The sequence below is a fragment of the Pseudoalteromonas sp. S8-8 genome (assembly GCF_000497875.1).
Taxonomy (GTDB): Bacteria; Pseudomonadota; Gammaproteobacteria; order Enterobacterales; family Alteromonadaceae; genus Pseudoalteromonas; species Pseudoalteromonas arctica.
Window position 1 is genome coordinate 1 of the sequence record NZ_AUTR01000018.1, and the last position, 26,117, is coordinate 26,117.

Annotated in this window: 27 protein-coding genes; 16 read left to right on the forward strand and 11 right to left on the reverse strand. The window is 38.7% G+C overall.

Annotated elements, in window-relative coordinates:
* From L659_RS0104400 to L659_RS0104420, 5 genes are all read left to right on the forward strand, one after another.
* The coding region (locus L659_RS0104400) for a LysR substrate-binding domain-containing protein (RefSeq protein ID WP_024589720.1) at positions 1–458 on the forward strand (458 nt) is incomplete at its 5' end.
* Positions 459–591: 133 nt separating this feature from the next.
* Positions 592–720, forward strand: a complete 129-nt coding sequence (locus L659_RS1000000124030) for a hypothetical protein (protein ID WP_269208790.1) — start codon at positions 592–594, stop codon at positions 718–720.
* Positions 721–1,223: 503 nt separating this feature from the next.
* Positions 1,224–1,598, forward strand: a complete 375-nt coding sequence (locus L659_RS0104410; RefSeq protein WP_133120267.1) for a hypothetical protein — start codon at positions 1,224–1,226, stop codon at positions 1,596–1,598.
* 112 nt (positions 1,599–1,710) lie between these two features.
* Positions 1,711–2,133: a hypothetical protein gene (locus L659_RS0104415; protein WP_024589722.1), complete on the forward strand. Its 423-nt coding sequence runs from the start codon at positions 1,711–1,713 to the stop codon at positions 2,131–2,133.
* A gap of 135 nt (positions 2,134–2,268) precedes the next feature.
* Positions 2,269–2,613, forward strand: coding sequence for a PDZ domain-containing protein (locus L659_RS0104420; RefSeq protein WP_024589723.1), 345 nt, complete (start codon positions 2,269–2,271; stop codon positions 2,611–2,613).
* A 270-nt stretch (positions 2,614–2,883) separates the two neighbouring features.
* On the opposite strand, the gene L659_RS0104430 is transcribed toward L659_RS0104420, so the two are convergent.
* Together L659_RS0104430 and L659_RS0104435 are read right to left on the reverse strand one after the other, a co-directional pair.
* Positions 2,884–3,741 (reverse strand): MBL fold metallo-hydrolase, encoded by an 858-nt coding sequence (locus L659_RS0104430; RefSeq protein WP_024589724.1) that lies wholly within the window; start codon positions 3,739–3,741, stop codon positions 2,884–2,886.
* A 194-nt stretch (positions 3,742–3,935) separates the two neighbouring features.
* Positions 3,936–5,819, reverse strand: a complete 1,884-nt coding sequence (locus L659_RS0104435; protein ID WP_024589725.1) for a propionyl-CoA synthetase — start codon at positions 5,817–5,819, stop codon at positions 3,936–3,938.
* A 186-nt stretch (positions 5,820–6,005) separates the two neighbouring features.
* On the opposite strand from L659_RS0104435, the gene L659_RS0104440 reads away from it, so the two are divergent.
* Positions 6,006–6,407, forward strand: coding sequence for a nucleotide triphosphate diphosphatase NUDT15 (locus L659_RS0104440; protein ID WP_024589726.1), 402 nt, complete (start codon positions 6,006–6,008; stop codon positions 6,405–6,407).
* Here the strand turns inward: L659_RS0104440 and L659_RS0104445 are convergent, their stop codons facing one another.
* The 3 genes from L659_RS0104445 to L659_RS0104455 form a co-directional block, all read right to left on the reverse strand.
* Positions 6,408–7,505, reverse strand: coding sequence for a polysaccharide lyase family 7 protein (locus L659_RS0104445; RefSeq protein ID WP_024589727.1), 1,098 nt, complete (start codon positions 7,503–7,505; stop codon positions 6,408–6,410).
* 358 nt (positions 7,506–7,863) lie between these two features.
* Positions 7,864–8,637, reverse strand: a complete 774-nt coding sequence (locus L659_RS0104450; RefSeq protein ID WP_024589728.1) for a substrate-binding periplasmic protein — start codon at positions 8,635–8,637, stop codon at positions 7,864–7,866.
* Positions 8,638–8,729: 92 nt separating this feature from the next.
* Positions 8,730–9,743, reverse strand: coding sequence for an AraC family transcriptional regulator (locus tag L659_RS0104455; protein ID WP_024589729.1), 1,014 nt, complete (start codon positions 9,741–9,743; stop codon positions 8,730–8,732).
* A 97-nt stretch (positions 9,744–9,840) separates the two neighbouring features.
* On the opposite strand from L659_RS0104455, the gene L659_RS0104460 reads away from it, so the two are divergent.
* Positions 9,841–10,287 (forward strand): SRPBCC family protein, encoded by a 447-nt coding sequence (locus tag L659_RS0104460; RefSeq protein WP_024589730.1) that lies wholly within the window; start codon positions 9,841–9,843, stop codon positions 10,285–10,287.
* Positions 10,284–11,105 (forward strand): sterol desaturase family protein, encoded by an 822-nt coding sequence (locus tag L659_RS0104465; RefSeq protein WP_024589731.1) that lies wholly within the window; start codon positions 10,284–10,286, stop codon positions 11,103–11,105. Before L659_RS0104460 ends, L659_RS0104465 begins: the two co-directional genes overlap by 4 nt.
* Before the next feature lie 11 nt (positions 11,106–11,116).
* Here L659_RS0104465 and L659_RS0104470 read toward each other — a convergent pair whose 3' ends face one another.
* From L659_RS0104470 to L659_RS0104485, 4 genes are all read right to left on the reverse strand, one after another.
* The gene (locus L659_RS0104470) at positions 11,117–12,955 is read right to left on the reverse strand and encodes an Lnb N-terminal periplasmic domain-containing protein (RefSeq protein ID WP_024589732.1); all 1,839 of its coding nucleotides are present in this window, start codon (positions 12,953–12,955) and stop codon (positions 11,117–11,119) included.
* A gap of 79 nt (positions 12,956–13,034) precedes the next feature.
* Positions 13,035–13,517, reverse strand: a complete 483-nt coding sequence (locus L659_RS0104475) for a DUF3015 domain-containing protein (RefSeq protein ID WP_024589733.1) — start codon at positions 13,515–13,517, stop codon at positions 13,035–13,037.
* Between the two features lie 169 nt (positions 13,518–13,686).
* Positions 13,687–14,076: a hypothetical protein gene (locus L659_RS0104480; protein ID WP_007587227.1), complete on the reverse strand. Its 390-nt coding sequence runs from the start codon at positions 14,074–14,076 to the stop codon at positions 13,687–13,689.
* A complete protein-coding gene (locus tag L659_RS0104485) occupies positions 14,073–14,378 on the reverse strand; it encodes a hypothetical protein (RefSeq protein ID WP_007587218.1) in 306 nt (101 codons plus the stop codon). The genes L659_RS0104480 and L659_RS0104485 overlap by 4 nt, the downstream gene beginning before the upstream one ends.
* Positions 14,379–14,651: 273 nt before the next feature.
* Between L659_RS0104485 and L659_RS0104490 the strand changes: the two genes are divergently transcribed.
* Entirely contained in the window at positions 14,652–15,071 is a 420-nt protein-coding gene (locus tag L659_RS0104490; RefSeq protein ID WP_010554617.1) for a VOC family protein, read from the forward strand.
* Between the two features lie 193 nt (positions 15,072–15,264).
* Entirely contained in the window at positions 15,265–16,065 is an 801-nt protein-coding gene (locus L659_RS01000000122925) for a hypothetical protein (protein WP_231388428.1), read from the forward strand.
* Positions 16,066–16,106: 41 nt separating this feature from the next.
* Here L659_RS01000000122925 and L659_RS0104500 read toward each other — a convergent pair whose 3' ends face one another.
* On the reverse strand, positions 16,107–16,991 hold the full coding sequence (locus tag L659_RS0104500) for an AraC family transcriptional regulator (RefSeq protein WP_024589735.1): 885 nt from the start codon (positions 16,989–16,991) through the stop codon (positions 16,107–16,109).
* Between the two features lie 184 nt (positions 16,992–17,175).
* On the opposite strand from L659_RS0104500, the gene L659_RS0104505 reads away from it, so the two are divergent.
* Positions 17,176–18,321, forward strand: coding sequence for an iron-containing alcohol dehydrogenase (locus L659_RS0104505; protein WP_024589736.1), 1,146 nt, complete (start codon positions 17,176–17,178; stop codon positions 18,319–18,321).
* Between the two features lie 216 nt (positions 18,322–18,537).
* The gene (locus L659_RS0104510; RefSeq protein WP_024589737.1) at positions 18,538–18,984 is read left to right on the forward strand and encodes a DoxX family protein; all 447 of its coding nucleotides are present in this window, start codon (positions 18,538–18,540) and stop codon (positions 18,982–18,984) included.
* Between the two features lie 61 nt (positions 18,985–19,045).
* Here the strand turns inward: L659_RS0104510 and L659_RS0104515 are convergent, their stop codons facing one another.
* Positions 19,046–22,132, reverse strand: a complete 3,087-nt coding sequence (locus tag L659_RS0104515) for a beta-galactosidase (protein WP_024589738.1) — start codon at positions 22,130–22,132, stop codon at positions 19,046–19,048.
* 112 nt (positions 22,133–22,244) lie between these two features.
* On the opposite strand from L659_RS0104515, the gene L659_RS0104520 reads away from it, so the two are divergent.
* The 4 genes from L659_RS0104520 to L659_RS0104535 all read left to right on the forward strand — a co-directional run bounded on the left by L659_RS0104520 (position 22,245) and on the right by L659_RS0104535 (position 26,112).
* Positions 22,245–23,063, forward strand: a complete 819-nt coding sequence (locus L659_RS0104520; protein WP_024589739.1) for an AraC family transcriptional regulator — start codon at positions 22,245–22,247, stop codon at positions 23,061–23,063.
* 80 nt (positions 23,064–23,143) lie between these two features.
* A complete protein-coding gene (locus L659_RS0104525; protein ID WP_007378232.1) occupies positions 23,144–23,464 on the forward strand; it encodes a hypothetical protein in 321 nt (106 codons plus the stop codon).
* 150 nt (positions 23,465–23,614) lie between these two features.
* Positions 23,615–24,868, forward strand: a complete 1,254-nt coding sequence (locus L659_RS0104530; RefSeq protein ID WP_024589740.1) for a TolC family protein — start codon at positions 23,615–23,617, stop codon at positions 24,866–24,868.
* On the forward strand, positions 24,865–26,112 hold the full coding sequence (locus tag L659_RS0104535; protein ID WP_024589741.1) for an efflux RND transporter periplasmic adaptor subunit: 1,248 nt from the start codon (positions 24,865–24,867) through the stop codon (positions 26,110–26,112). The genes L659_RS0104530 and L659_RS0104535 overlap by 4 nt, the downstream gene beginning before the upstream one ends.
* Positions 26,113–26,117: the final 5 nt, after the last annotated feature.

Genomic DNA, 26,117 nt, shown 5'->3' on the forward strand with positions numbered 1-26,117 from the left:
CGGCAGGCGAGCTTGATTTGCTGATAAGCTTTCCAGAATTTATACCCGACAACCTTTCTTATATCACTTTGTTTGAAGAACAGCATTTGTGTATTACCGGTATAGGTAACACTACTTACACTGAACCTTTGAGTTTGGCGCAATTTGCAAAGCATTCACAGCTAGTGGTGTCGCCATCGCGCGCTAATTTGCGCGGATCGCACGATCAGTGGTTTGAAAGCCAAGGGCTAAAACGTAATATTGTAATGTCGGTACCGAGTTTTTCAGCAGTGCCCGACATTTTACATACAACCGATATGCTAGCGTTTTACCCATCAAGATTATTACCAAACAGCAAAGTTAAACAGCTAAAAATAGAAGCTCTGCCTCCTACCTTTAAAGTAATAGCCGCATGGCATCCGCGTACCAATAACAGCCCAATCCATAAATGGTTGATAGAGCAGCTGCAAAATTTATAACGATGTAAAAAATCTAAAGTGATTACTTTTTACTGTTAAATTAATAACCCAACATTTAGATTAAATCATTTAACCCCTCCTTAACCCTCGACCTAATAAGCTATGTGTAATAGTACGAATTAGGCATAGTTAAATGGTTTATTTTAAAAAGCACTCAACCGGTTTTTTATTTGCACTTAGTTGCACGCTTGCTGCGTGTAGTAGTCAGCCAAGCTATCAAGGTAATGGCATATTGCACAACGAGATCTCTATAAGTAAATAGCAGCGTACAAACGGATACGCCACACACTGCTAATAACACAAATAAGCCCGCCAATATTGGCTACGGTTTAGGGGTGGAGTTAAGCGAAAAAATAATAAAACGACACGGTTGGGTATACGAAGTAAACGACATGCCTGGGCGTTATGAAGTGGTGGTCGATTTTAGTTAATACGCTTTTTTTAATACTTAGATTTAAAATATAAAAACCGCGCTAAGGCATCTTTAAAATTGCTTGAGCGCGTTTTTTTTATATTCAAAAATATTTAATTTAACGCTGAGAACATAAAAAACTTAGTGATAGTAATGTGTTAAGTAATTTGCTAAAACTGTAGGTAAGAAAAGTGAGGGTAGCGCGAGTAGGGATGTACGTTAATTTTGTACAGCTAACTTGTTGAGTTTCTTATAATGTTCGATTTATGTAACAAATAATGAGTAAAATAATATACGCAGTACGGAGTGTTAATTTAGACAAAATCAAAATAGGTGAGTCTAATGTACATTCAATGTTCAATAGAATACGAACGCATCAAACAGGCTCTGGAGATGAGCTTGAGTTGATCGGTGTGCACTATGGGAAGTACCAAACGGATAAGCAAATCCACCCTCTTTTAAATTCAAGCCATTCTCATTTAGAGTGGTTTAATAATACTGAAGAAGTAGCAAATTTCATCCAATCTAATTTTTTAATTTTTCCTAAAGCACTGTCACTTTTAACTGACATTAGTTGGTCAACAACAGAGACAATATCAACTGAAACAATCGCAATTAATGAGTATGTGAAAGGAAATATTAACAATAATGAGTTTACTACATGGTTGGCTAGCTTTAATGTTCTTGAATATATACAAAGTCAACTTAGAAAACACGAAGACGTTTAGCTTCAGTTAAAGTTAATTAAAGCAATTTTTTAGGTTTTTTCTATACATTATAACCTGCAGTTTTAGCACTGCTTAGTGCTACGTCTTTAGCATGCAAGAAAGGATAAGCTTTATGTTTGGATTTGGTAAGGGAAAGAAAATTGAGAAATTAATTGATGCAATTGGTTCTACTTTTTCTGGTCAAATGATGATATTACCAATTAGTCCTGAAGAGTTAATTTCGTTATCTAAGCATGACAAATTAATATCCGGTTATATTATGGGATTTCAATTGCATATTATTTCTCAATCACCTTTCAATGAAAAAGATCATAAAGGGATACTTTTAGATAGCTACTTTAATCTTTTTGGGTCGTATGATGCCCAAGAGGTGATTGATTTTGCTTTCAGTTCAGCAGGCGATAAATTGTTTAATTCAGGAGTTGCACTTGGAATTCAAGATATTATTAACTTCAGCAAAGATCCAATGGATGCCCCCTTAAGCCTAATAAGAATACTTAATGAAGAAAATCAAGGTGATGGTATACCATTTTGACTTGCTTCATAGCTAACGATACCATCAAGCCAGATTCGCAATAGTTGACTTAATCCAACTCAGCTAAACATTTTAGCGAACTATTACTCATCGCTTCTTATAGCTTAAATAGACTTACATGGAGTGTTAATTCATATGTTCAAATTCATAATTATTTTAATCTCAATTACTTCTTTCAATGCCTTGGCTGCAGAGAAGGTTAAACTTGGAGTTTTGGGGAACGTCGGGGCTGATGGTTTTTTTAGCCCGACGGTAACATCATTTGTTATTGAAAAAGTAGAGCCTAATTCACCCGCTGAAAAAGCAGGGATTGTTGCAGGACAGAAAATCATTTCTATAGAAGGCTGTAAAATTCCAGGCTGCCCTGCCAGTGAAGCAAAAGAATTAATGCGCAAGGAATCTGGAGAGATTTTACAATTACTTTTAGAGAATGAAGATGGTAGCCAAGTAACTTTAAAAATACCTATGAATGCTTGGTAAATCTAAGAAGTTTTTAAAATACCTAAATATACCCAGCCTATAAAGCATGGTTATTGTCAAAGCGTGGTTTTGTGTAAATGAGCTAGACGCAGTAAATATTGACAACGTTAGCGAGCTTTTGGAGTACTACTTACTCGGTTTATATGTAGGTTACTGCTTAAAGTAATTGGGATAGATTAAAAAGGTTTGATCAGTAATAACCTTATTTAATTAATGAATACATTGGTATTGCGTTAAATACGGCAATACCAATGATTATTAGACTAAAGCTTATAAATCGCTGCGCCAACCCATGCCAGACTCTTCCATTAAACGCTTGTACACGCCTTCTATGTTAAGTGGTAACCATGCATCAAACTGTTTAAAGTCACTAAATTGGTCTAATTTTACATTTTGTTTAATTTCGTCAAGCGTATTACCAGCTAAAACGCCTGCTGTTACTTGGCTATATAAAAGCTCTATATAAGTTAAATAGCGCGCTACATCAGCCTTGCTGCCAATATCGGCATGTCCGCCTACAAAAGTATCAAAGTCATATTTGAGTACCACTTGGGTTGAATTAATCATGCCTTGAATATCGTAACTCCACAGCTTTTGCCACGGCATTCTGCCAATAACAATCCAATCAACTACAAACAACGTTTTTTGCTTTTCGAATAATATACTAACCGAACCACGACCATCGTTTGGACCATGGTAGTTAAGCTTTACTGTAGAATCACCAAGGGTAAGTAGTAGCTCGTTATCAAAAGTAAGACTGGGCATTACCGTTTTCATTTGTGTGTTTTTAATATCTTGCGCAGCGAGTTTATGCGCTACAAACATGGTGTGCGGGCTTTTAAATACCTCGGCGCCGTAAATATGATCGCTGTGATTATGGCTATAAATTACATATTTTACCGGTACGTTATAGCGAGTTTTAATTTGCTCGTTTAACCAGGTGGCGGCTTTTTTGTTAAGCGGGTCGGTAACAATTGCACCCTCAGGAGTGATTAAAAATACTGAGCGGTGTCTGTCGTCTATAAAGCGGTGTAAGCCGTCCCCTAAGTCTTCTATTTCATAGGCTTGTGTGGCAAAGCCTATAAATAATAGGGCTGTAGTTAATAGTTTTTGTAGCAAGCGGGGCATACACCATTCCTTTTTAAATTGATTAAATTAATAACGCTATTAAAAGAAGAAAGTACAAAGCTGTAAAAAATTTCAGCTGTTGGTTAAATTAAAACTTAAAACTTAAACCTAAGCCTAAACCTAAGTAAAAGGATCAAATATGAGGATGAAATAAAAAGCCATTATAAAAATGGCTTTAGATAGGTTGGTTGGGTTTATCTTTGTGTTAGTTGTTGGTTTATTTCTTCAAAGATACTGGCATCATCTATGGTTGAAGGTATTTGTAGCTCTTCGCCATCAACCAGTTGGCGCAAATACTTACGCAGTATTTTACCCGAGCGTGTTTTGGGCAGCCTATCTACACTGACTATATTTTTAAGGCACGCAATAGCGCCAATTTGATTACGAACACTTAAAACAAGCGCTTGTTCTACGTCGGTACTTGAGCCTATAAAATCATTTTTAAGCACGATCATTCCCATAGGGAGTTGCCCTTTTAGGGGATCGTTTACACCAAAAACAGCGCATTCGGCAACAGCAGGGTGCGCGGCTACTATCTCTTCCATTTCGCCGGTAGAAAGCCTATGCCCTGCTACATTTATAACGTCGTCGGTTCTGCCCATAATAAATAGGTAGCCGTCTTCATCAATATAACCGCCATCACCAGATAAATAATAACCTTCGTATTCATTTAGGTAGCTTGCTTTAAAACGCGAGGTATCTTGCCAAATTGTTGGCAGGCAACCCGGTGGAAGTGGCAGTTTAATTACCACGGCGCCTTGCTCGTTAGCTGCGCATTCATTGCCATCCATATCTAATATTCGCACGTCAAAACCTGGAGTAGGCACGGTAGAGCTGCCAGGTTTTGTTGCTAAGTACTCAAGCCCTACAGGGTTACAAGCAATAGCCCAGCCGGTTTCTGTTTGCCACCAATGATCGAGCACTGGCAGTTTGGTTTTTTCTTTAAGCCACTCGTAAGTGGGAGGGTCTAATCGCTCGCCAGCTAAAAATAAACGTTTTAAGCTTGAGGTATCGTATTGATTAAAACCATCGGCATTTGGATCTTCTTTTTTGATTGCTCTAAAGGCGGTGGGGGCACTAAATAATGCATTTACTTTATATTCTTCAACCACGCGCCAAAATGCACTGGCATCGGGCGTTTTAACGGGTTTACCTTCATATAATACTGTCGCGCAGCGATACATTAGCGGCGCGTAAACTATATAAGAGTGCCCAACTACCCAGCCAATGTCAGACGCTGCCCAAAATACGTCGCCGGGCTTCATACCATAAACGGTTTCCATGCTGTATTGCATTGCCACTGCGTGACCGCCATTTTCGCGCACTACGCCTTTGGGTGTGCCTGTCGTGCCTGAGGTATATAAAATATAAAGCGGGTCATCTCCATTTACAGGCACCGGATCTGCGCTTGCAGCCGTTTGCATTGCCTGGGTCCAATCTATGTCTCGTTTAGGCTTAAGAGTGGCGGTAACTTGTGGACGCTGATAAATAATGCAGTGCTCTACTTTGTGCGTAGCTAAGTCTATTGCGTTATCAATGAGTGGTTTGTATTCAATAACGCTGTTTACTTCAACACCGCATGAGGCGCTAAGTATAAGCTTGGGCTTGGCATCATCAATGCGTACAGCTAATTCGTGTGCAGCAAACCCACCAAATACCACCGAATGAATAGCACCAAGACGAGCACACGCCAACATACCAATAACAGCTTGTGGGATCATTGGCATATAAATAACAACGCGATCGCCTTTTGTAACACCTAACGATTGTATTACGCCTGCAAATTTAGTAACTTCTTGTTGCAGTTGTGAGTAGCTATAAGTCTGCTTTGTATTAGTGACTGGGGAGTCGTAAATAAGTGCAGTTTGCTCGCCAAATCCGGCAATAACGTGTTGGTCTAGCGCTAAAAAACTGGTGTTTAATTGCCCGTCACTAAACCAATGATAAAGCCCGTCGTCGTCTTGTGTGTATGCTTTTGTGGGGGTTTTATACCATGGAATATTTTTACTTTGTTCGAGCCAAAATTGGGCTGGGTTTTGTTTAAAGGCAGTATATTGCTGTTTATATTCGCCTGACATGTAAGGCTCCTAAAGCTAAATTTGTGTGTGAGAGACCTTACAAAATGTAGGCTTTTTTTAGCAAGCAAGCTATTCGACCTTGGTCGGCTAAAAGTTAATCAATACACTGGTTTTAAAAATACCAAATTGACAATACAAAGCGTGTGGTTCAGCATGGCGGGCAGTAAAAATAAGAGAAAATACGATATGAGTAACGTAGTAAGAGTAGGGGTTGCGGTTATTATAAAGCATCAAAACACAATTTTACTAGGTGAGCGCATTGGTGCGCACGGTGCTAATACATGGGCAACACCTGGTGGGCATTTAGAGTTTGGTGAAAGTGTTGAGCAATGTGCAATACGAGAAGTGTTTGAAGAAACAGGTTTAAAGGTAAGTAAAATTACTAAGCTTGATTTTACCAATGATATTTTTACAGCAGAGAACAAACACTATATTACGTTGTATGTAAAAGCTGATTTTGAAGGCGGGGAGCCTGAGCTTAAAGAGCCTAATAAATGTTTAAAGTGGCGCTGGTGCGATATTAATAATCTACCAACGCCACTGTTTACATCACTAAAAAATTACTTATCTGAGGCTGTACTAGCCTAGTTATTTTGTTGGCGGTGTCGCTGGGCTTAACGCAAGTTTACTAAAGCTTACTTGAGCGTAATCGCCATTTTGTTTATCTGTAGACCAATCGCCAGTACCTAAACAACCTGGGTACCAAATACCTTTCGCGCTTTTAGTACTACATTGGTTATAAGCGCCGGCTTTAAAGTAATGCCAATCTGCAGCGTAACCATTTGGATGATCTTTTTCGTCTACTTTGCCATAAGCATCTACGTTATTACCTAAGTTAATAGAGTAGTTAACGTCTTCTTTGCCTTGTGTGCTAAATGTAAGGTGCATAACATTTTTATACACATTTACCGTGTAGCTAAATTCTTCACCTAGTGCAATACCGGCGCTGCCTGGCTCGTTAGGGTTTTCCCATGTATTACCCCAAACAGGGTAAGTAATGTCTTTACGGTCAGGATTTGTTTTAGGTAAATTACGTTCGTAGTTCCAAAAAACTGAGCCTGTTTTGTGCCCAGGCCATTTTTTGTAATATATTTTAATTGGTTCATTGCCCCAGCCATAACCAAGCTTGGTATCAATAAGTGCCTGATCTTTACCCGCGTGAATTTGTCCTACAACAACCGAGTAAGCTGCTTTTTTATCAGGATCAGTCGCACGTAGCGCAACGTGATCTACTTTTAACGTTGCTTCCATTTTTCCACCAACAGAACCAAATCGGTCAGATAGCGGGTGAACAGCTAAAGCAAAGTTGTTTTTAGAGTGTTTAGTTTTAATTTTAGTATTTGATCCACGGATCATTTGTCTAAGTTCACTACGGGTATTAGTAGAGTTAGCACTTGTAAGCGCTTTATTAGGGGAGGTAAATACCATGTAGCCTTTTTCATCAAGGTAGAAAAAATCAGGGTGTGCGTAAGTCTGAATTTCTTCTACATCTATTTCATCAATTTTACCGTCGTTGTTTAAATCAACTGGTACATTTATTTTCCAGTGAGATAAATCAAACTTTGTTGCAGGTACCGGTGCATCGCTTTGCTGATTAGTGCTTTGGGTACTTGAACAAGCGGTAAAAAGTAAAGGGGTGATAACGGCTAAAGCCGTAAGTTTAAATGTGGATGTATTTTTTATCATTATTGTCTCTGTGTGATGAAGTAAAAATTGTGCGGTACAGGCATCGCTTAATCTCAATCTAGCATACCAATTTAACAATTAAAACTTACCAATTAGTAAAATTAAATATTTTTAAAATGATTTATTGTTATACCAATTTGGTTGAGGTGTTTTTTAACGGCTTTTATGGAGGTGTTTCCGGTATGTATTTTTTATGTGCTTGGCTATTCTCTTAGTGATATTTAACGTAGATTTTGGCGCTAAGGTGTAGTCTATTTTTTGGGGGGGAGGAGATTTTTAATTTTGTAGTTTGCTTTGCCGCGTTTAGCAAATAACTAAATAACCACTGCCAATAACTAATGCCGGGCTTTAACTATGGTTAGTGCTGCAAGTTAGTCGTGTTTGGTAATAAAAGTTGCCACTTGTTTAAAATGGCATGATATTCACCATTTTCTTTAATATTACTTAATGCGTCAGAGAGTGCTTTAGCTGTTTTAGGATTAAGTTGATTACTTGCTGCAAAATTAAGTGAGGAGGGAAGATCGCTTAAATGAATTCGTTTTGTTATTAGGCTAGGATCGAGTCCTAGGCTTTTTAGCTCGTTATTAAGTGTAAGTGTATTAGTTACTACAAAGTCGATCCGGTTTTTATAAAGCATTTGCCAAAGTTGATTATAGTAACTGACCAGTATTAAATTGTTATTTTCGGTAAAGCCTTTTTGCTTTAAGTAGGCTTCGCTCAGGTAGCCACGAATGGTTGCTACTTTATACTCTTTAGCAAAATTTAAGTGAACAACTTCATCTACATGGCTTTTTAAGCTAATTAAATAAGCATCTGCAAAATACACTTCGCCTAACCACGTATATTTATTAATCCGCTCTGGGGTTTTTAACAAAGACAACATTATGGCGTTGGTATTTGTTTTATGCTCCTTAAAAACGCGGGCCATAGGCATTATTTCAAAATTAGCGGTTAAGTTTGTTTGCTTCACAACTGCTTTGGCAATGTCGACTAAAGCGCCGCTTACTTCACCTTGCTGATTTTTAAAGTGATAAGGAGGAAGGTCTTCAGCTATAAAAGTAACCGAATCGGCGTTACACAGGGGGCTATATAAAATAAATACAAAAGCACTTAATAAAACACGCAAAAACATAAAAAATCTTTTAAAGCAATAATACACCTAGTGTAGAGAGTATTAACTAAAACATATATATATTATGTTTATATAACGTAAATAATTTGCACTTATTTGGCTGTGCTTGCTGTTTTGTATTTTATAAATTGTAATGGCGAGCATTTATGCCAGCGTAAAAAAGCTCGATTAAAAGAGCTTTGATCTTTAAATCCTAAAATATTAGATAAATCAGCAAGTGGCATGCTGGCTATTAATGTATCTGCACGTTTTTTACGTTCTTTTTCGAGTAGCTGAGCAAAGGTTAAGTTTTGTTGTTTTAAGCGTCGTTGTAGCGTTCGGGGTGTTAAATTAAGCGCATCAGCTATGCCTATTAGGTTGCAGTTTTGCAAGGTAGTTTTAGCTGTAAGTAACTGATTAACTTTATCGTCAATACACTGCTGGCTTTTAAAGTTAGAGAGTTGCTGCTCTGACAATTGCTTAAAAGTAGAATTAATAATGGCGTTATCGGTTTTAAAGGGCAGCGTCAAATAATCGCTCGGAAAGCTAATTTGATTATATTCAGCACTGCTTTTTACAGGGCATTTAAACCATGATTCAAGGGCGCGCCTTTGCGATGGCAACCAATTATAAGTGAAACTAATACTACTTGGCGAAAGCATTAAATTTATTAACTGGCGAATTACACTTACCCACGCGGTCATGTTTCGTAAAACAACATGCTCATTACAACTTTGGTGAGCAATCCAACGAATAGTTGCTGTATCAGTATTTAGTTCAAACTTGGCTTTACCAATATCAGCCACCAAGCTGTCGTAGCTTAACAATGCTTTAATGGCACTGCTTAAGTTATCGCTTGATTCAATTAAGTAACCTAAAACGCCGTAGTCAGCAGTGCGAATTTGCTGACCTAGGGTAAAACCAAAAAGAGGATCGTTAAGTGTTTTCTTGCCATAAACTAATAAAGCATTGTAACTATTTAAACTAATACGCGGCGCTAATTGATGGGTACGCTGATTACTAAATTCGTCAAAGCTAATAGCGTGCAAAGCCGTTTTAGTATTAATGCCTTGCGCTTGTAAGTAATCAAGAATACTTGAAAAGTAATGATCAGCCAATGTGTGCATTTGTCATCTAAAGCTAAAAAATAGTCGTGTATTAGCAAGTTTGCCACGTTAAATTTTTATATGCTAGTTGAATGCCTAATAACCTCTTGCTGTAAAAATGATACTTATAACAATTAAACAAGCGCTTAATGCACAGCCACAGCAAATAATAAGCACACTATTGGATCATCAACAGTTGCATCGATTTTTTAATGCCAAATTTACGCTGCTACAAGCACAAGACGAAGGGCAAATAGAAGGCGGAAAAGGAGCTGTTAGGCAAGTGAAAATAGGTAAAATAACTTTTTCAGAGCAAATAATCAGTGCCGATCAAAATCAGATCAGTTACCAAATAGTAGGCGATAAACCAGTAGCTAATCATCGAGGCGACATATACCTCAGTGCAAATAAAGACATCAATACTTTAGTTACCGAACTTAACTATTGCATAAGCTGCTCAGCTCCATGGTGGATGCCAAATGCATTACTTAAATATGTTATTACAAAAGATATAACCCAAGCGTTAAACAATTTAAATAATTATTTTTTGGCGGGTAAAGTATGAACTCAGAAATTATTTTGCTCGCTCTTAGCCCGTTATTTTTGATATTTGTTTGCTGTGAGTTTATTAAGTTTAAGTGCTATTACGACATAAAAGATAGCCTAGCAAATACAGTGTTAGCGCTATTACACCAAGGCGCAGATGCTATTGCGTTACTGCTGTTAATGCCTTTATTTAATTGGTTGTATGACTATAGATTGTTTGATATTGAAGTGAGTGTGTTAAGTATTGCATTTGCATTTTTACTACAAGATTTTTTGTATTATTGGTTTCATAAAGCATCGCATCATATTCATTGGTTGTGGGCTGCACATGTGGTGCACCACAGCTCAACTAAAATGAATTTCACCACCGCATTTAGGCAAAGCTTAATGTACCCCGTAGCCGGTATGTGGGTGTTTTGGCTACCTATGATTTTAATTGGATTTGAACCGCTAACAGTATTTAGCGTGGTTGCATTAAATTTGGCGTATCAATTTTTTGTACATACTCAAATAGTGGGTAAGTTAGGCTGGTTTGAAAAAGTATTTAATACGCCTTCGCATCACCGAGTTCATCACGCAATAAATACAGGCTACCTTGATAAAAACTTTGCAGGTGTACTTATTATTTGGGATAAGTTATTTGGCACCTTTGTAGAAGAAGATAAATCAAAGCCTTGTAAATACGGCATTATAGGGCAGCTTAATAGCAATAACCCAGTCGTTATTACGTTTCATCAGTGGGAGCACTTATTGAAAAGTGTTTATAAGGCATCGGGAATAAAAGCTAAATGTAGAGTGCTATTTGGCTACCCTACAAGTAGCATTAAATATAAATAATATTGAGAAAGTTAAAAGTAAAACTGCATAGCTAAACTCATTGATGAATTATGGCTATGCCATTGAGCATGCTGTACTTTGCTGCGCAGCGATACATTGCGAGAAACAGCGTAATTCCATGTTATAGCTATTTCGCTGTGCTTACTTGCTGCGTTATCAGTTAGCCATAATATATTGCCAGTTAAAGCGAGTTTATGGTTATTGCTTACTTGCCAAATTACACCGGCTTCGCTGCCTATTCCAGTACTAAGTCGGTCGGTTATATCGCCTGTATTTAGCTCAAATTGACCAAGAATATAGCCGTGTAGATTATTAGGATCGCCATAAGATTTACCATAGCCTCCTTTTGTAAAAAAGCGGCCTAAACGTTTATTGTCACTTGGTTGTCGGTCAAAGCCCATTTTAAAGTTCCACGACCAGCTATCAAATACGCGGTTATCGGGTGCAAGCGACATAGCATCTAATAAGTAAAAATGTTCAATATCTGCATTTCCTTCGTCAGTAATAGCGGCTTCCAAATCAAAAAAACTAATTTGTGCACCCGCTATAAAACCTTCAGGCCTATCTAATAAGTCATGATACGCAAGCCTATAACCAAAATTTGTAAGGTTTGCTTGGTTATTATTTTGTACCCTACCTAGCGATACTTTAGAAGAACCATGACCTTGCTCTGGGGAAGCAATAGGGCGGCTTGGCTTAGTAAATGGCGAAGCTACTTTATATTTGCTGCGCATTAGGAGTAGCTTAGTTAGTCGCGGGGCAATTTCTTCACGATTTAATGCTTTATCGTAAAATTCAAAATTTAACCATTCATACGCCATTTCTAAAATAGCGACTAATTGCGACTGTGAGTAATTACGAGTATTGAGAGAGCCACCTTGCATTAACTCTCTTGCATCATCAAGTTGTTCGTCAGTCATTTGAGTAGAGTAATGGTAAAGCTTAGTACCAAAAGCAGGGCGGTAATTAGGTGTTTGTAATAAGTTGTTATTTCTTAGTACTGCAACGGTATCTGATGGAATAGCTTGCATATTAAATGACGATGTTAAATCAAGGTCCTCTTGTGCAAGTTGTAATAATGCAAGTAATTGGTAAGAGCAGTTTTCATCAATAAAAAAGTAATCGAATGTAGCTAATTGTAGCTCCCATAAGTGCAATAAAATAAGCTCTACCTGTGGCTCTGATAAATTAAGTTTGTATTCCCAAATATCACGAGATTCTAAATCATTATATTCGCGTACTTTTTTATAGTATGGCATAAGTGAAAACTTACCTGGATAGCTGCCAATCAAGCCTTTTAGTGCATACATAGCTGCGTTATCTGAGCCGTCTGGTTCTGCTGCAAAATTAACTGCGAATGCGAGCAACTCTTTATGGCGAGTCTGATCTTTTGCATCAATACGAAGTAAAGTGTGGCCAAACATTGATGATGGGCTATTCATAAATGCAGTTGGAAAAACTAACGTAACCCCTTTAGGGTTTATTATTTTTTGCCACGCCTGTAGCTCTGGGCAATTAAGTTCGGGCCAGTTATTTTCAATTTTTGTTTTTAGCCATTTATAACGTGCAGGAAACTGACAACGATATTGTGTTGTTTTTGGGTCAGTATTTTTACCACTAAATGCGGCTATAGTGGCTTTAAGTTCGTCATATGGGCTTGTTTTACCTGTAGGAGATAAAAAAAACTCAGCACTGTCTACTTCACTTTTCCAATCACCTAATGTGGCCAAGCGGTAGTGACCTAATTTAAGCCAGTAAGAGTGTGTTGCTAATGTATTTGTTTCAATACTTTGAGCGTTTGAGTAAGTACTAAAAAGAGCGAGCAGTAAACCAAATAATATTTTTTTCATAATCACTAAATTACAAAAGCCGCTAGAGAAATACTCCAGCGGCTTTATTTATACGTATAAAACCGGCTAATTTAGCTGATTAAGAAAGAGTATAAGAAGCAAGTTGTGCGTTACTTGCAAGAACAGTGTTTAGGTTTTCTAAAACTGTTTGTGAAGTCACGTTTTCAGAAGTAAATACTGAAGAAAACTGTGCTTGAGCAAGCTTATTGAACGCTGCTTTATCTTGATCTGCAACACCCCAAGCTTCAGCTAGAGTAGCTAAAGTTTCGCCTTCACCTTTTGACATATCACGAGCAAGTTGCTCCATGTTACCGTCAATGAATAAAGCGATTTTTTCTGAAGAAGTTACTGTACCAGTACCATCACAACCAAGAGTACCAAAAGTGATACCAAAAGTTTGGTTACCAGATGTACCATTTGTTGTAGCGCCTAAAATTTTAACGCCTTTACCTTGCTGACCAGCAAATAACATAGAACCAAGACCACAACCAATATCTTGGTCAGCCATTGCGTTTGAGAAAGGAAGTAAAGATAGAGCTGCTACTGCGATTAGTTTTTTCATTTTCATAAATCCATATATGATTGTCTTTATTTAGGGTAAATAAAGTTCGCGGAAGATTCTAACAGACTTGCAGAAAAAAGGAACAGGTTAAAACATGAATATTTTACACTCTAATTTTTAAATATATTAAAGTTAATGTCAGGATAAAAATCAGCCTAGTTTCCACTTTTTATTGAACTGGTGGCGGTTTTTTACTTCTTGGGGCACCTAATAAAATACAAGTATGGCAAATACATACAGATAAAAATGCACTAATACCCAATGCACCGCCATAGCCGTCAAGTTTTGGTACAAGAAATTCAAATAAGATTGAAAACAAAATAGATGAGCTTGCTACAGTATAAATACCAAATCGATGTGGGGCGCTCATACCTATGAATGTGCCGCCAAAAAATACAATTGCGTATAAATCGGGGTTCAAATTTAAAGCGCTAAAAATTAAATAAGCAATAATAGAAAGTGAAGACGACGCTCTAACCCCGTCAAAGCGACTATGCTTAGCTAAATAAAATGTTAAAAAAGCCCCAAGCAGTACAAGTAATGGATATTCAATACTCATAATACAATTCCTTTGGCTAATACAAAAAGTGCCACGCTTGCAAAAGCTACGCTGCCAAGCTTGCCACCAAAACCTGTAAACATATTCATAGTAAGCACATACAAACTTGAGCCAATAAGCGAAATAATAGCAATTTCCCAGTAACTGGTAATTAAATGAGTTGAACACATGCCTGCAAAGCTACCAGCATAAATTGCAGCATACGGATGGTTTTTATAATGTGCAGGAAAAGGAATAAACGAGCCAATAAGCCCCGTTAGCGCAGCAGAAATCACTAAAGGTAATGCAAAAGTAGTGTGCATAGCAAAGCAAGCTACAAAGCCTAAAAAGAAAGTGATGAATTTTAAAAGTAAGAATTTAATCATAGCGGCGCATTTTAAACTAATCCTTTTGCGCTTTCTAATACTCTCTAACAAATAAATGTTATAAGTAATTACAAACTTTAAAAGCGTGTTTTTTAAACTGCATTTAGGTATTAAATATGCTTAATAGTGCCGCTGTTAATGTTCTATAAATCACAAGTTATGTATAATGGCGATAATTTAATGTATTAAAGTGTTAACCAAGGGTTATTTATGTCTAACTGTTTACATCTGGCTATTCCGGCTGGCGATTTAAAAGTGGCTAAAGCGTTTTATTGTGACGTACTAGGCTGTAAAACGGGTAACAGTGAAGAAGGTCGCTGGGTAGATATAGATTTTTGGGGTAATGAACTTACCTTGCACCAAAGTGTTGAGCGCCTACCAACAGTTCGCCATGATGTTGATATGGGAGCTGTAGCAGTACCTCACTTTGGGATTCACTTATCTGAAGATGAATTTAACGGGTTAAAAACACGTATTGAAGATGCGGGTATTGAATACCTAGATAAACCATATCGCCGTTTTATTGGTGATGAGTTTGAGCAAGAAACGTTTTTTATTGAAGATCCAAATGGCAATGTGCTTGAAATGAAAACCATGGTAAATCCAGAGGTTTTATTTAAAAAAGTATAAATGCTGTTGTTTAAGTTAAGCTAAAAAACCACTTTAACAAGTGGTTTTTTTATAACTATTAATCAGTGTTTTGATAAATTAGTTAATATTTACAGGTAAAAAAAATTACGCTACATACATGATTTTTATTCACTCTACAATGTAGGTATAGACACGTAGACTTAATTTCAATTCTCATACTTTATTGTTATTTATGCTGCTTAAACTCATAATTGCACCTTTGCTTATTTTACTAATAACATTCGCCCAAAAACGCTTTGGTAGTTTTGTTAGCGGCATAATTCCTGGCTTGCCTATTACCTCTGGGCCTATTTCTTATTTTATAGCATTAGAGCAAGGTAAATTATTTGCAGCTAACTCAGCGGTGGCCTCTCTTTATGGTATGAGCGGTATAGGCTTATTTTGTTTTAGTTACTTGGTTGTATCACGAAGGTTTGGAATGCTTAAATCGCTTTTTACAGCGTTGAGTATTTGGTGTGTATTTAGCGTTATTACTTTATTTTTACCAGTGAATATTATTGTGGCGAGTGTGGTTTCACTTTGTATTTTACTCGGTTTAACTATTATCTCTACAAAGCTAAATATATCGGTTGATGCAAAACCATTAAATGCTCGCTGGGAGCTTCTGGTAAAAATGATATTAGTGACGAGCTTTATCGTGCTTGTTACGTTTATATCACAGCATATAGGGTCTGCGTGGAGCGGGTTAATATCTACCTTTCCGGTTATTTTGGCGGTAATGGGCAGTGTTGCCCATTTTAGTGACAAACAAGCCTCAACGTTTAAAATTCTTAATGGCGGTCTTATTGGTTCATTAGGTGGGTGTGTATTTTTTGCGGTGATTGCGTTTATGTTAAAACATAACTTTATGATTTGGCAGGTGTACGCAACAGCTGCCATTTTCTCAACGTTATTTACTATTATTTTTAGCCAACTTATTAATCGCCAATTTACTAAGCAAGCTTTGCTAAACACCAAAAAAAGCAGTGCTTAAGATTGACTCTCTCGGTTAATTTACATCTCTAAAACCATTACCTAGTTATGTAGTTGAATTAACATTTCACTGGGGGTTTTATTAAAGTGGCGTTTAAATTCGCGGCTAAATTGCGATGGGCTGGTATAGCCAACCTTTAATGCGGCTTCGTTGGCTTTGCTTCCACTACTGGTTATAAGCTCTTTAGCCTTAGCTAAGCGTACTTTTTTTAAATACTGCAAAGGTGACTCAAACGTTACTTGCCTAAAAGCACGATGGAACGACGATACGCTCATGTTTACATCTTCAGCCAACCCCTCAACTGTAATTTGATTGGCATAACTACTGTGCATAGTTGAAAGCGTGCGGGCGATACGCGCATAATGCCCATCATGCATAGCAAGCCCTATTAAAGTATGTCCTTGTGGGCCACAAAGTACACGATATACTAATTCTTTTACTATATCTTCGCCAAAAACGTCAGCCTCAATGGGGTTATTAAGCACGCTAAGTAAACGGTGGGTTACTTGCTCCATTGCGCCATCTATTTTAGCCGATTGAACGCCACTCATTTGCCCAGTAGTGAATGGCTTATGTGTACCAATTTGGTTTACTAATTTATGTAACATTACCGGGTTTATATCTATAACAATCCCCATAACAGGCAGGTTGTTATCGGTAAAAGCTTCGCATTCAAGTGGCACAGGTACACCTAAAACAAGGTAGTCGCCTTCACCATATTTTATTTGATGATCAGGAAAATGAATTATCTTATGTCCTTGTCCAACAATAATAATACCTGAGTTATATATAAGTGGCTGGCGCGGCGAGCTTTTACTTGCACGATGAAAATACACACCTGGAATAATGGTTTCCATGTTGCCTTCAAAGTTAAGTAAATTATTGTGCTCTGCGAATTTTTGCATCATGTTGGCTATTGAGGACATTAAAACTTCTACTATCGTACGAATTTTGCGTAAAATATCAATCTTGACAGTTTTAGGCAAGCTTTTGCGAGTTATTGGGCTTTTTTTATGTTTGTTTTGCCACTAATATGCACTCATTGAAGTTTAGCCTAGTTAGTAACTAAGCATTCTATTTAGTATTTAACCGTCACCTAGGAGCAAAATAATGAAATTTAGCTACGTAAACCCAACACTTATCCAGTTCGGCCAAGAACAAATTGCCTCACTAACTGATTTGATCGCAAAGGATCAAAAAGTACTTGTAGTGTACGGCGGCGGTTCAATTAAAAAGAACGGCGTGTACGACCAAGTTGCAGCAGCACTTGAAGGCTTTGACTGGGTTGAGTTTTCGGGTGTTGGCGCTAACCCAACTATAGAAGTACTAGACCAAGCAGTAAAAATTTGTAAAGAACAAGGCATCGACTTTGTACTAGGTGTAGGCGGCGGTTCAGTAATCGACGGCGTTAAATACATTGCAGCATCTGCAGTTTATGATGGCGAAGGTTGGGATATTCCTACTGGTAAGCACACTATTACTAGCGCATTACCAATTGGTGCAATATTAACATTGCCTGCAACGGGTTCAGAGTCTAACCAAAACTCAGTTGTGAGCAAAGAAGCAACAAAGCAAAAACTACCGTTTGCATCACCAGAAGTACTTCCTAAATTTGCGATTATGGACCCTGATGTAATGAAAACATTACCACAGCGCCAACTTGTGAATGGATTAGTAGATGCATGGGTTCATACCTGTGAGCAGTACCTAACATTCCCTGAAACAGCATTGGTTCAAGAAGGTTACGCAGAGGCACTTTTAAGAACGCTTAAAACACTGGGCGATAACTTTGAAAACCAAGACGACGCATGGTGTGCAAACCTTATGTGGGCAGCTAACCAAGCACTTAATGGTTTGATTGGTTCTGGTGTATCGCAAGATTGGGCAACACACATGATTGGCCACGAGCTTACAGCCGCTTACGGCGTTGATCATGCTCGTTCACTTGCTATTGTTCAGCCTTCTTTACTACGCAACCAATTTGCAGTTAAAAAAGCAAAACTAGAGCAAATGGGTAAAAACGTATTTGGTCTTGAGCAATCTGACGATTTAGCTGAGAAAACAATTTTAGCAATCGAAGCGTTTTACCACAGCCTTGACGTAGCGACCCAGCTTACTGAGCATGGCGATGATAAAGCCGCTGCTATTGACAATATTATTGGCAAACTTGAAGCACACGGCATGCTGGCACTTGGTGAAAACCAAGCTATTACGCTTAAAGAAAGCCGCGAAATTTTAGAGCAAGCAGTTGCTTAATTTTCAAAGCTAAGCGCTTACTTAAATATACTAAGTTTTAGCGTTAATAAAAAACCGTCGACCTTTAGGTTGGCGGTTTTTTTATGGTTTATTATAAATACTGTGTTGCTAATTAACCAATAAAGTCTGTATTAATGTTTTTAATGATGATAGTAAACTGTGCTCAACGGTTAGGAAAAATCTAACGATTAAATAAATTAAAACAGGACTAAACTCATGAAATTACTAAACACATTACTTAGCTCAAAAGCAGGCGTAGCAGCATTAATTTTACGAGTACCAGTTGGCCTTATTTTAGCGGCGCATGGTGCACAAAAACTATTTGCTTGGTTTGGCGGTTACGGGCTTGAAGGTACAGGTCAATGGATGGCGAGTATTGGTTTAGAGCCTGGCTATTGGTTAGCAATGATGGCAGGTAGCGCTGAGTTTTTTGGTGGCATTGCATTAGCAATTGGATTGTTAACTCGCCCAGCAGCTGTAGTTGCCGGCTTTACTATGATGATTGCTATTTTTAGCGTACATATTAGTAATGGCTTATTTATGGCAAACAATGGCTATGAATACGCATTAACGTTACTTGTAGTAACTGTAGTTTTAGCAATTCAAGGAGCGGGAAGCTTTTCGCTTGATAACGTATTAGTTAAAAAGCTAGCTAAAAAATAGAGTTTATTAATTGAAGAATAGCGGCCAATTTGGCCGCTGTTTTTGTAGGTTAACTACTAAATTATTTAGCTGAAAAAGTTAAAGAATAACTGTACTGCTTTTGCTCAAGTAAATACTCTTTATGAGTACTTGGGCTCCATGAATCATCGCCACCTACGCCCATATGTTGATGATCAATGTGTACATGTACGCAATCATCAGCAATTAGTTCGTTAGTGTGCTTTGCTTGCGTTAGCGTACTTTGCGAATACTCGCTGGCTGCAAACAAAAACGCGCCAGTTACAGTTAAGTTATTAATACTCAGCAATTGGCAATCGCTACGCAGGCCATTATCAGTTGGAAATATATACGGTGTATGTAGCTCATTTAAGCTCAAGCTGTAATAACCTAAACGTGCTGCGGCTTTGCGATCTGGGTAGTTTTCAAAAGGCCCTAAACCTAGCCAGTTTACTTTTGTATCGCTTTGCTTGTTAAGCGTTGTGCTTAGCCCTATACGCGGCATTGGCGGCAGAGTATCGTTTAAGTGCACGTCAATATTTAAGCTAATATTGCCGGTATTATTTAGTGTATATAGCCACTGTGTTTGAGCCTGTAGCACGCCATTAAACTCGTAATTAAATACACAAGTAATACGTACATCAACACTTGATTGCACTGCGTGAATCGAGCTGCATGTGCGCTGCCATTGCCCTATACCTGCACGCAACCAACGAGCCTCCCATGCATTGGGGTCTAGGTTGTCTACTTCGCTTACACCAATGTCGTTATCAAGTGGGGCACGATAAAAGTTATCAACCAGTGGGCTACTAATAACCTGAGTATCGTTTTGTAACCACTGCTCTATAAGCCCTGATTGCTTGCTAAAAATAAGTTTAAATTTATCGTTTTCAATACTTAGTTGAGAGTCGGTTTCATTAACACTTATAGCGTTTTGCTCAGATGATGATGCAAATGACTTACTGCTTAAATTATTACTATTTATAAGCTTAAATTGTTCGGTATCCATAATATGTTGAGCGTTTGCAAAGTGTGAGTCGTTAATTAGTGCTACATCTAAATTAAGGTAATATTGTGCACCTTGCTCAAACGCTGTTTTAGTTTTAATCGTTAACGTGTGCGTACTTTGCGGGGCAATATTAAGTACATGCTCGCCTTGCTCAACACAGATGCCATTTTGCATTAATTGCCAAACCAGTTTTTCGTTATCTGTGTGTCTAAATACGTAATCGCTTAATATATCAATGGTGTATTGGTTTTGATTTTGCTCACGCAATGTAAATTGTAAATGTTGCTGGCTGTATTTAGCCTCAAACAGGCTAGGGTGCGGCGTGCGGTCTGGGAACAATAGCCCGTTTATACAAAATTGACGGTCATTTAGTTCATCACCAAAGTCGCCGCCGTAAGCCCAATAATGCTTGCCGTTTTCGTCTGTTTTAGATAAACCTTGATCTACCCAATCCCAAATAAAGCCGCCTTGCAGGCGTGGATATTCTCTAAATGCTTGCCAGTAATCGTCAAAGCTACCTAGGCTGTTACCCATTGCATGGGCGTATTCACATAAAATAAGCGGGCGAGTTTCACCTGGTAGGCTCAACCATTTTTTAATAGAGTATTTAGGTACCGCATCGTCTTTAATATCGGTATCTACACGGGCGTACATTGGGCAAATAATGTCGGTAGCCGTTGTGTTTGCGCCTCCGCCTTCGTATTGCACTGGGCGAGAGGGGTCAAAGCTTTTTGACCAGCCGTACATGGCATCATGATTTGCGCCGTGTCCGCATTCGTTTCCTAGTGACCAAATAATAATTGAGGCGTGGTTTTTATCGCGCTCAACCATTTGCGTATAACGCGACATAAATGCACCAGCCCACTGCGGATCGCTAGCTAAACGCCCCATAGGAAACATGCCATGGGTTTCTATATTTGCTTCATCAACTACGTATAAACCTAGCTCGTCACACAGTTCGTAAAAACGAGGGTGGTTAGGGTAGTGAGCAGTACGTACGGCATTAAAGTTATTTTGCTTCATCAGCTTAATATCTTCAATCATATCGGCGGTAGTAACTGTATGGCCGTTTTCTGGGTGGTGTTCGTGGCGGTTAACACCGCGAATAAGTAGCGGTTTGCCGTTTAAGCAAAGCTGCCCGTTAAGCATTTCTACTTTTCTAAAGCCAATGTTATAAGCTTCAACGTCGACGGTATTGCCTTGTTCATCAAGCAGACTCACAACGCAGCGATATAAGTACGGGGTTTCGGCGGTCCATTTTTTAGGGCTTTGTATATCAATTGTTTGAAATACTACATCGCTCCAGCCACCTTTTTCATCAACACGTTTATTGTTAGTACTTTGAATTTGTGGCTCACATAGTGGTGTTTTATCATCAAAAATTTGCATTGCTACTTGGTAGTTATTCGGCGCATTAATCGCCGTTTTTATATGTAGTGCTGCATCGCGATAGCAAGCGTCTAAATCGGGGGTTATAAACACATCACGTATTTGGTTTTGTGGTTTTGTAAGTAAGCTAACATCGCGAAAAATACCGCTTAGCCACCACATGTCCTGATCTTCTAAATAACTGCCATCGCTCCAACGAATAACCATAACGGCAATACGGTTAGTGCCTGCAACTAACAGTTCGCTTAAATCAAACTCGCTCGGTAAACGGCTATCTTGTGAATAACCCACCCACTGTCCGTTACACCACAGGTGAAACGCCGAGTTAACGCCTTCAAAAATAATATGATTACGCTGAGTTAGCTGACTTTCGCTTATATTAAATTCAGTGCGGTAACAGCCTGTAGGGTTGTCGCTTGGTACAAAAGGCGGGTTAACTGCAAATGGGTACTTAACATTACAGTAAATAGGTTTATCAAAGCCGTGTAATTGCCAGTTAGAAGGCACTGTAATACTTTGCCAGTTGCTGTTTAGTGTTTCACTTAGCAACGATTCATCAACCGCTTCGGGTTTATCAAATAATTTAAAGTCCCACTGACCGTTTAAACTTTGTTTTTGCGATTGCGTGTTAGTACGGGCATGGTCAACGCTTTTAAATCCATTGAGTGGGCTGTGCGCTTTTACTTGATTAACTTGTACTGAAATTGGGTTTTCCCAATCTCGGCGATTAATTATGTGCTGTAAAGAGGTCATGTTTATCCTATTGCATAAGCGGGCAATTATAATGCGCTAAATATAGCTAAAAATAATCGCAGGGGTTATGCTTAAAGCTCTCCTTTATTTATCCAAAACTATCATTGTAATTATGCGCTATAACATTAAAGACATACTCGATATTGGTCCGCGTTGTATAGAACGCTTTATTGATTCACAAACGCTCGCGCAAATGTCAAACCTTGAAATAGCACTTGCGGGTTGCTCAAACCTATCGGGTCGTTATTGCGTAGCACGCTCAGCACCGCTAGAACATACACTTTTTTATACGCTTGCAGGGCAGGGTAAATTAACAACACAAAATGAGCAGTACACACTTAATGCCAATACACTTATTGTGCTACCAGCAAAGCAAAGCTTTGAAGTGAAAATTGATGCTGAACATTGGGATGTTATTTGGTTAAACCTTGCAAATACTAAACGTTGGCAGCATTTAAACTTAGCGCAAGCACTGGTACTAACCGAGCAAAAACTTGAACCGTTACACCTTGCTATGGAGCTTTTATACAGCGAGTCTAATGCTAATTTACGCGAAAGCGTAACGCCTATTTTAAGTCATTACTTAAATGCTACGCTGCAAAATAACTCACAGGGTGCGGCGCATAACCGTTTAATTAGTCTGTTTGAAGAGGTAGACAAGCGCTTGCAGTTTGATTGGACAATAGAGGTAATGTGCGAACATGTGCATTACTCATCGCCGCATTTGCATCGTTTATGCCAAGCGCAATTTGGTAAAAGCCCAATACAACAACTTATTTATTTACGCATTGAACGGGCTAAAAACTTATTGTTAAACACGGCTTGGCCAATTTCGCATGTGGCAAGTTATGTGGGGTACTCTAATATTTTTAATTTTTCCAAACGTTTTAAGAAGTCGGTAGGTGTGTCGCCAAGCGAATTTAGAAAATAACGTTAGCGGCTCTCTACATTTGAATAAATTTAAGGTATTGTGCGATTTCTTAAATTGCATTTTAGAGTTTTAGGTAGGTAATGCGCTCAAACCGTTTTTTAATAGTGATATTATTAGTGCTTGTACATAGCTTTATTAGCTGTGATGGCGCTGCGTATCATTTGCAAGAAGACGTTGATCACGTAACCAGTTCGTTATCGCAAGGCGACTCCACGGCCGATGATAACCAAAGCGATAAAACATCAACTACCGAGATTCATGCCCACCAACATTGCCATTGTGGCTACAACAGCACTTCTAGCCACTCAATAAGCCCAGAGCAAAGTAAAGCAACTTCGCCTGCTTGCTATAACGGGTTAAATTACCCGCCAGATGTACCGCCACCCAATTCACTTAGTTAGTTTTTAATTTTAAATACTTTGTAAAAAACTGCCTGCGCTTGTGCGCTATTAGGCTAGTTATTTACATATTTAGGTTGCTTGATCGCGCTTATTTTTAAAATAGGCGTAGTGATTAAGTTAACTCTGTTTGTTAAAAAACGGACACGCTATATGAATAAAAAACCAATTATGTTGGTGGCGCTAATGTGCGCGCTACCTGCTTTTAGTACTTTGGCGAATGTTAAAACATTAACCCTTAAGCAGGCACTGAGTAATACCGAACAACAAAATCTGGTATTAAAACGCTACCCTTATCATCAAAAAATATTGAGTGCGCTTAAATCTCAAGCTGCACTTTCGCCTAATCCTGTATTGAATGTTGAAGCCGAAAACTTACTGGGTACTAACAAGGCGCGTGGCATTCAAGGCGCTGAAATAACGCTCGGGCTTAGCCAACTAATAGAGCTGGGCGATAAGCGGCAACACCGTATTAATTACGCAACCGCCAATATTAAAGCCCAAGCAATACAGTATCAAAATACCCGTTTAGCGTTATTGGCAACCACTGCTGAGCGATACTATCAAGGGCTTAAATTTCAAACATTATTAAGTTTAAACAACGAGCGTAAACAGGTCGTTATCCAAGCGCTTAAAGCGATTGAGCAAAGAGCCAATGCGGGTGCTGCGTCGCAAGCTGATGTAACGCGCATGCGTTATGCACTTAGCCAAGTAGAGCTTGATAAAGCCATGCTTAATAGTGAATTTGAGCGAGCAAGTTTATCGCTTAACGAGCTGTGGAGTGAGGAGCAACCCTACGATACTTTTGCTGGCAATATTAATGTAATTATTGCGCTTAAATCAGCGCAAGCACTTTTAGATGCGGTTAACCAAGCCCCTGAATTTGCATTATTACAGCAGCAATATTTACAGCAAACAGCTAACTTAACACTGCAAAAAGCAAACGGACAAAGCGATATTAATGTAGGGGGAGGCGTGCGCTATAACCAACAAAGTGACTCCAGCTCATTAGTGTTTTCGTTTTCTATGCCACTGCAATTAAGTAATTCAAATAGCGGAAATATTGCATCTGCAAATAGTCAGCTCATGCTTTTAAATGAGCAGCAAGGGCAATTGCGCATCCAGTTACGCCAGCAAGTACGTACTTTGTACGCTTATTATCAAGGTCGAGCTAATCAGGCAAAGCTGTTATCTGATCAAATTATTCCTCAGGCACAAACATTGATTGAGCAAAGCTTAAAAAGTTATCAACGCGGACAAATATCGGTGTTGCAATTGCTTGATGCTCAACAAGCACTTTTTGATTCTAAACGCACACTTATTACAACTCACGCAGAGCTGTACCAAGTGCTACTTACTCTTGAGCGTTTAACAGGCCAATCTTTAATTGAGACTCATCAATCATGAATAAAAATATAATCGCATTACTAGTATCACTTTCGTTTGCCAGCAGCTTTGTAAGCACAGATGTATTTGCCTCTGCTGAGCATGGCGAGTCAGGTCATAAAAAAACAGAACAACACGAGCAAAAGCAAGGTCCACACGGCGGCTTTTTATTAACTGACCCTAAATTAACCCTTGAGCTTAAATTGCAAGAATTTGCAGGTAATGTTGAGCTACGTGTATACGGCTATAAACAAAATCAGCCGATTAATATAAACGACTTAAACATAACAATGAGTTTAAAGCGCTTAGTTGAAGCGCCGCAAAATATACAGTTTACAGCTGAGGGCGACTATCTTGTTAGCACGCAATCAATTAACGAACCACATTCGTTTGCACTTGCCGTTACTGCTAATTATAAAGGTGAGAGCATTAGCTATGAATACGACCAACACGAAGGGCAAACTACGCTAACAGAGCGAGCTATTGAGCGCGCAGGCATTAAAACCGAGATAGCGCAAAGTGGTGAAGTGGATATTACCGATACGCTTTTTGGCGTTATTGCACCAACGCAGCACGGCACGGTAGAAGTAATGGCGCCGTATACGGGATTGATCAGCGATATTTTTGTAAGCATTGGTCAAAACGTTAAAAAAGGCGAGGTACTTGCCAGCGTAACCAACCGTGAAACACTGCAAAATTACCCCATTAAAAGTCCAATTAGCGGTGTTGTAACCGAGCAATACTTAAAGCGTGGCGAGCTTGCAAGTACCAGTGCACTGATGCAGGTAGTTAACCTTGATAAAGTATGGGTTGAGTTATCGGCTTTTCCTGAAAACATTGAAAAGCTAGCCATAGGGCAAAGCGCAAAAGTGTACGACTTACATCATCATTTAAACGCGCAAGGTGAGGTGTTTTACATAGCCCCTATGATGAGCGGCGGGCATATTGCGCGTGCGCGAATCGAGCTTAAAAACCCTGATGGTCATTGGCGTCCTGGTATGCATGTTAATAGCGACATTAGTACTGCAAAAGTAGATGCTGCAGTGCGAGTAAAGGCTACAGCTGTGCAGGAATTTAACGGCAAACCTAGTGTGTTTATTAAAAGCGGCAATGTATTTGAAGTACGCCCTGTAAAGCTTGGTGCTAAAAACAGCGAGTGGGTAGAGGTACTTGAGGGGCTTTCGCCAAATAGTGAGTACGTAACGCAAAACAGTTATGTAATTAAAGCTGATATTTTAAAAAGCGGCGCAAGCCACGCTCACTAGGAGGC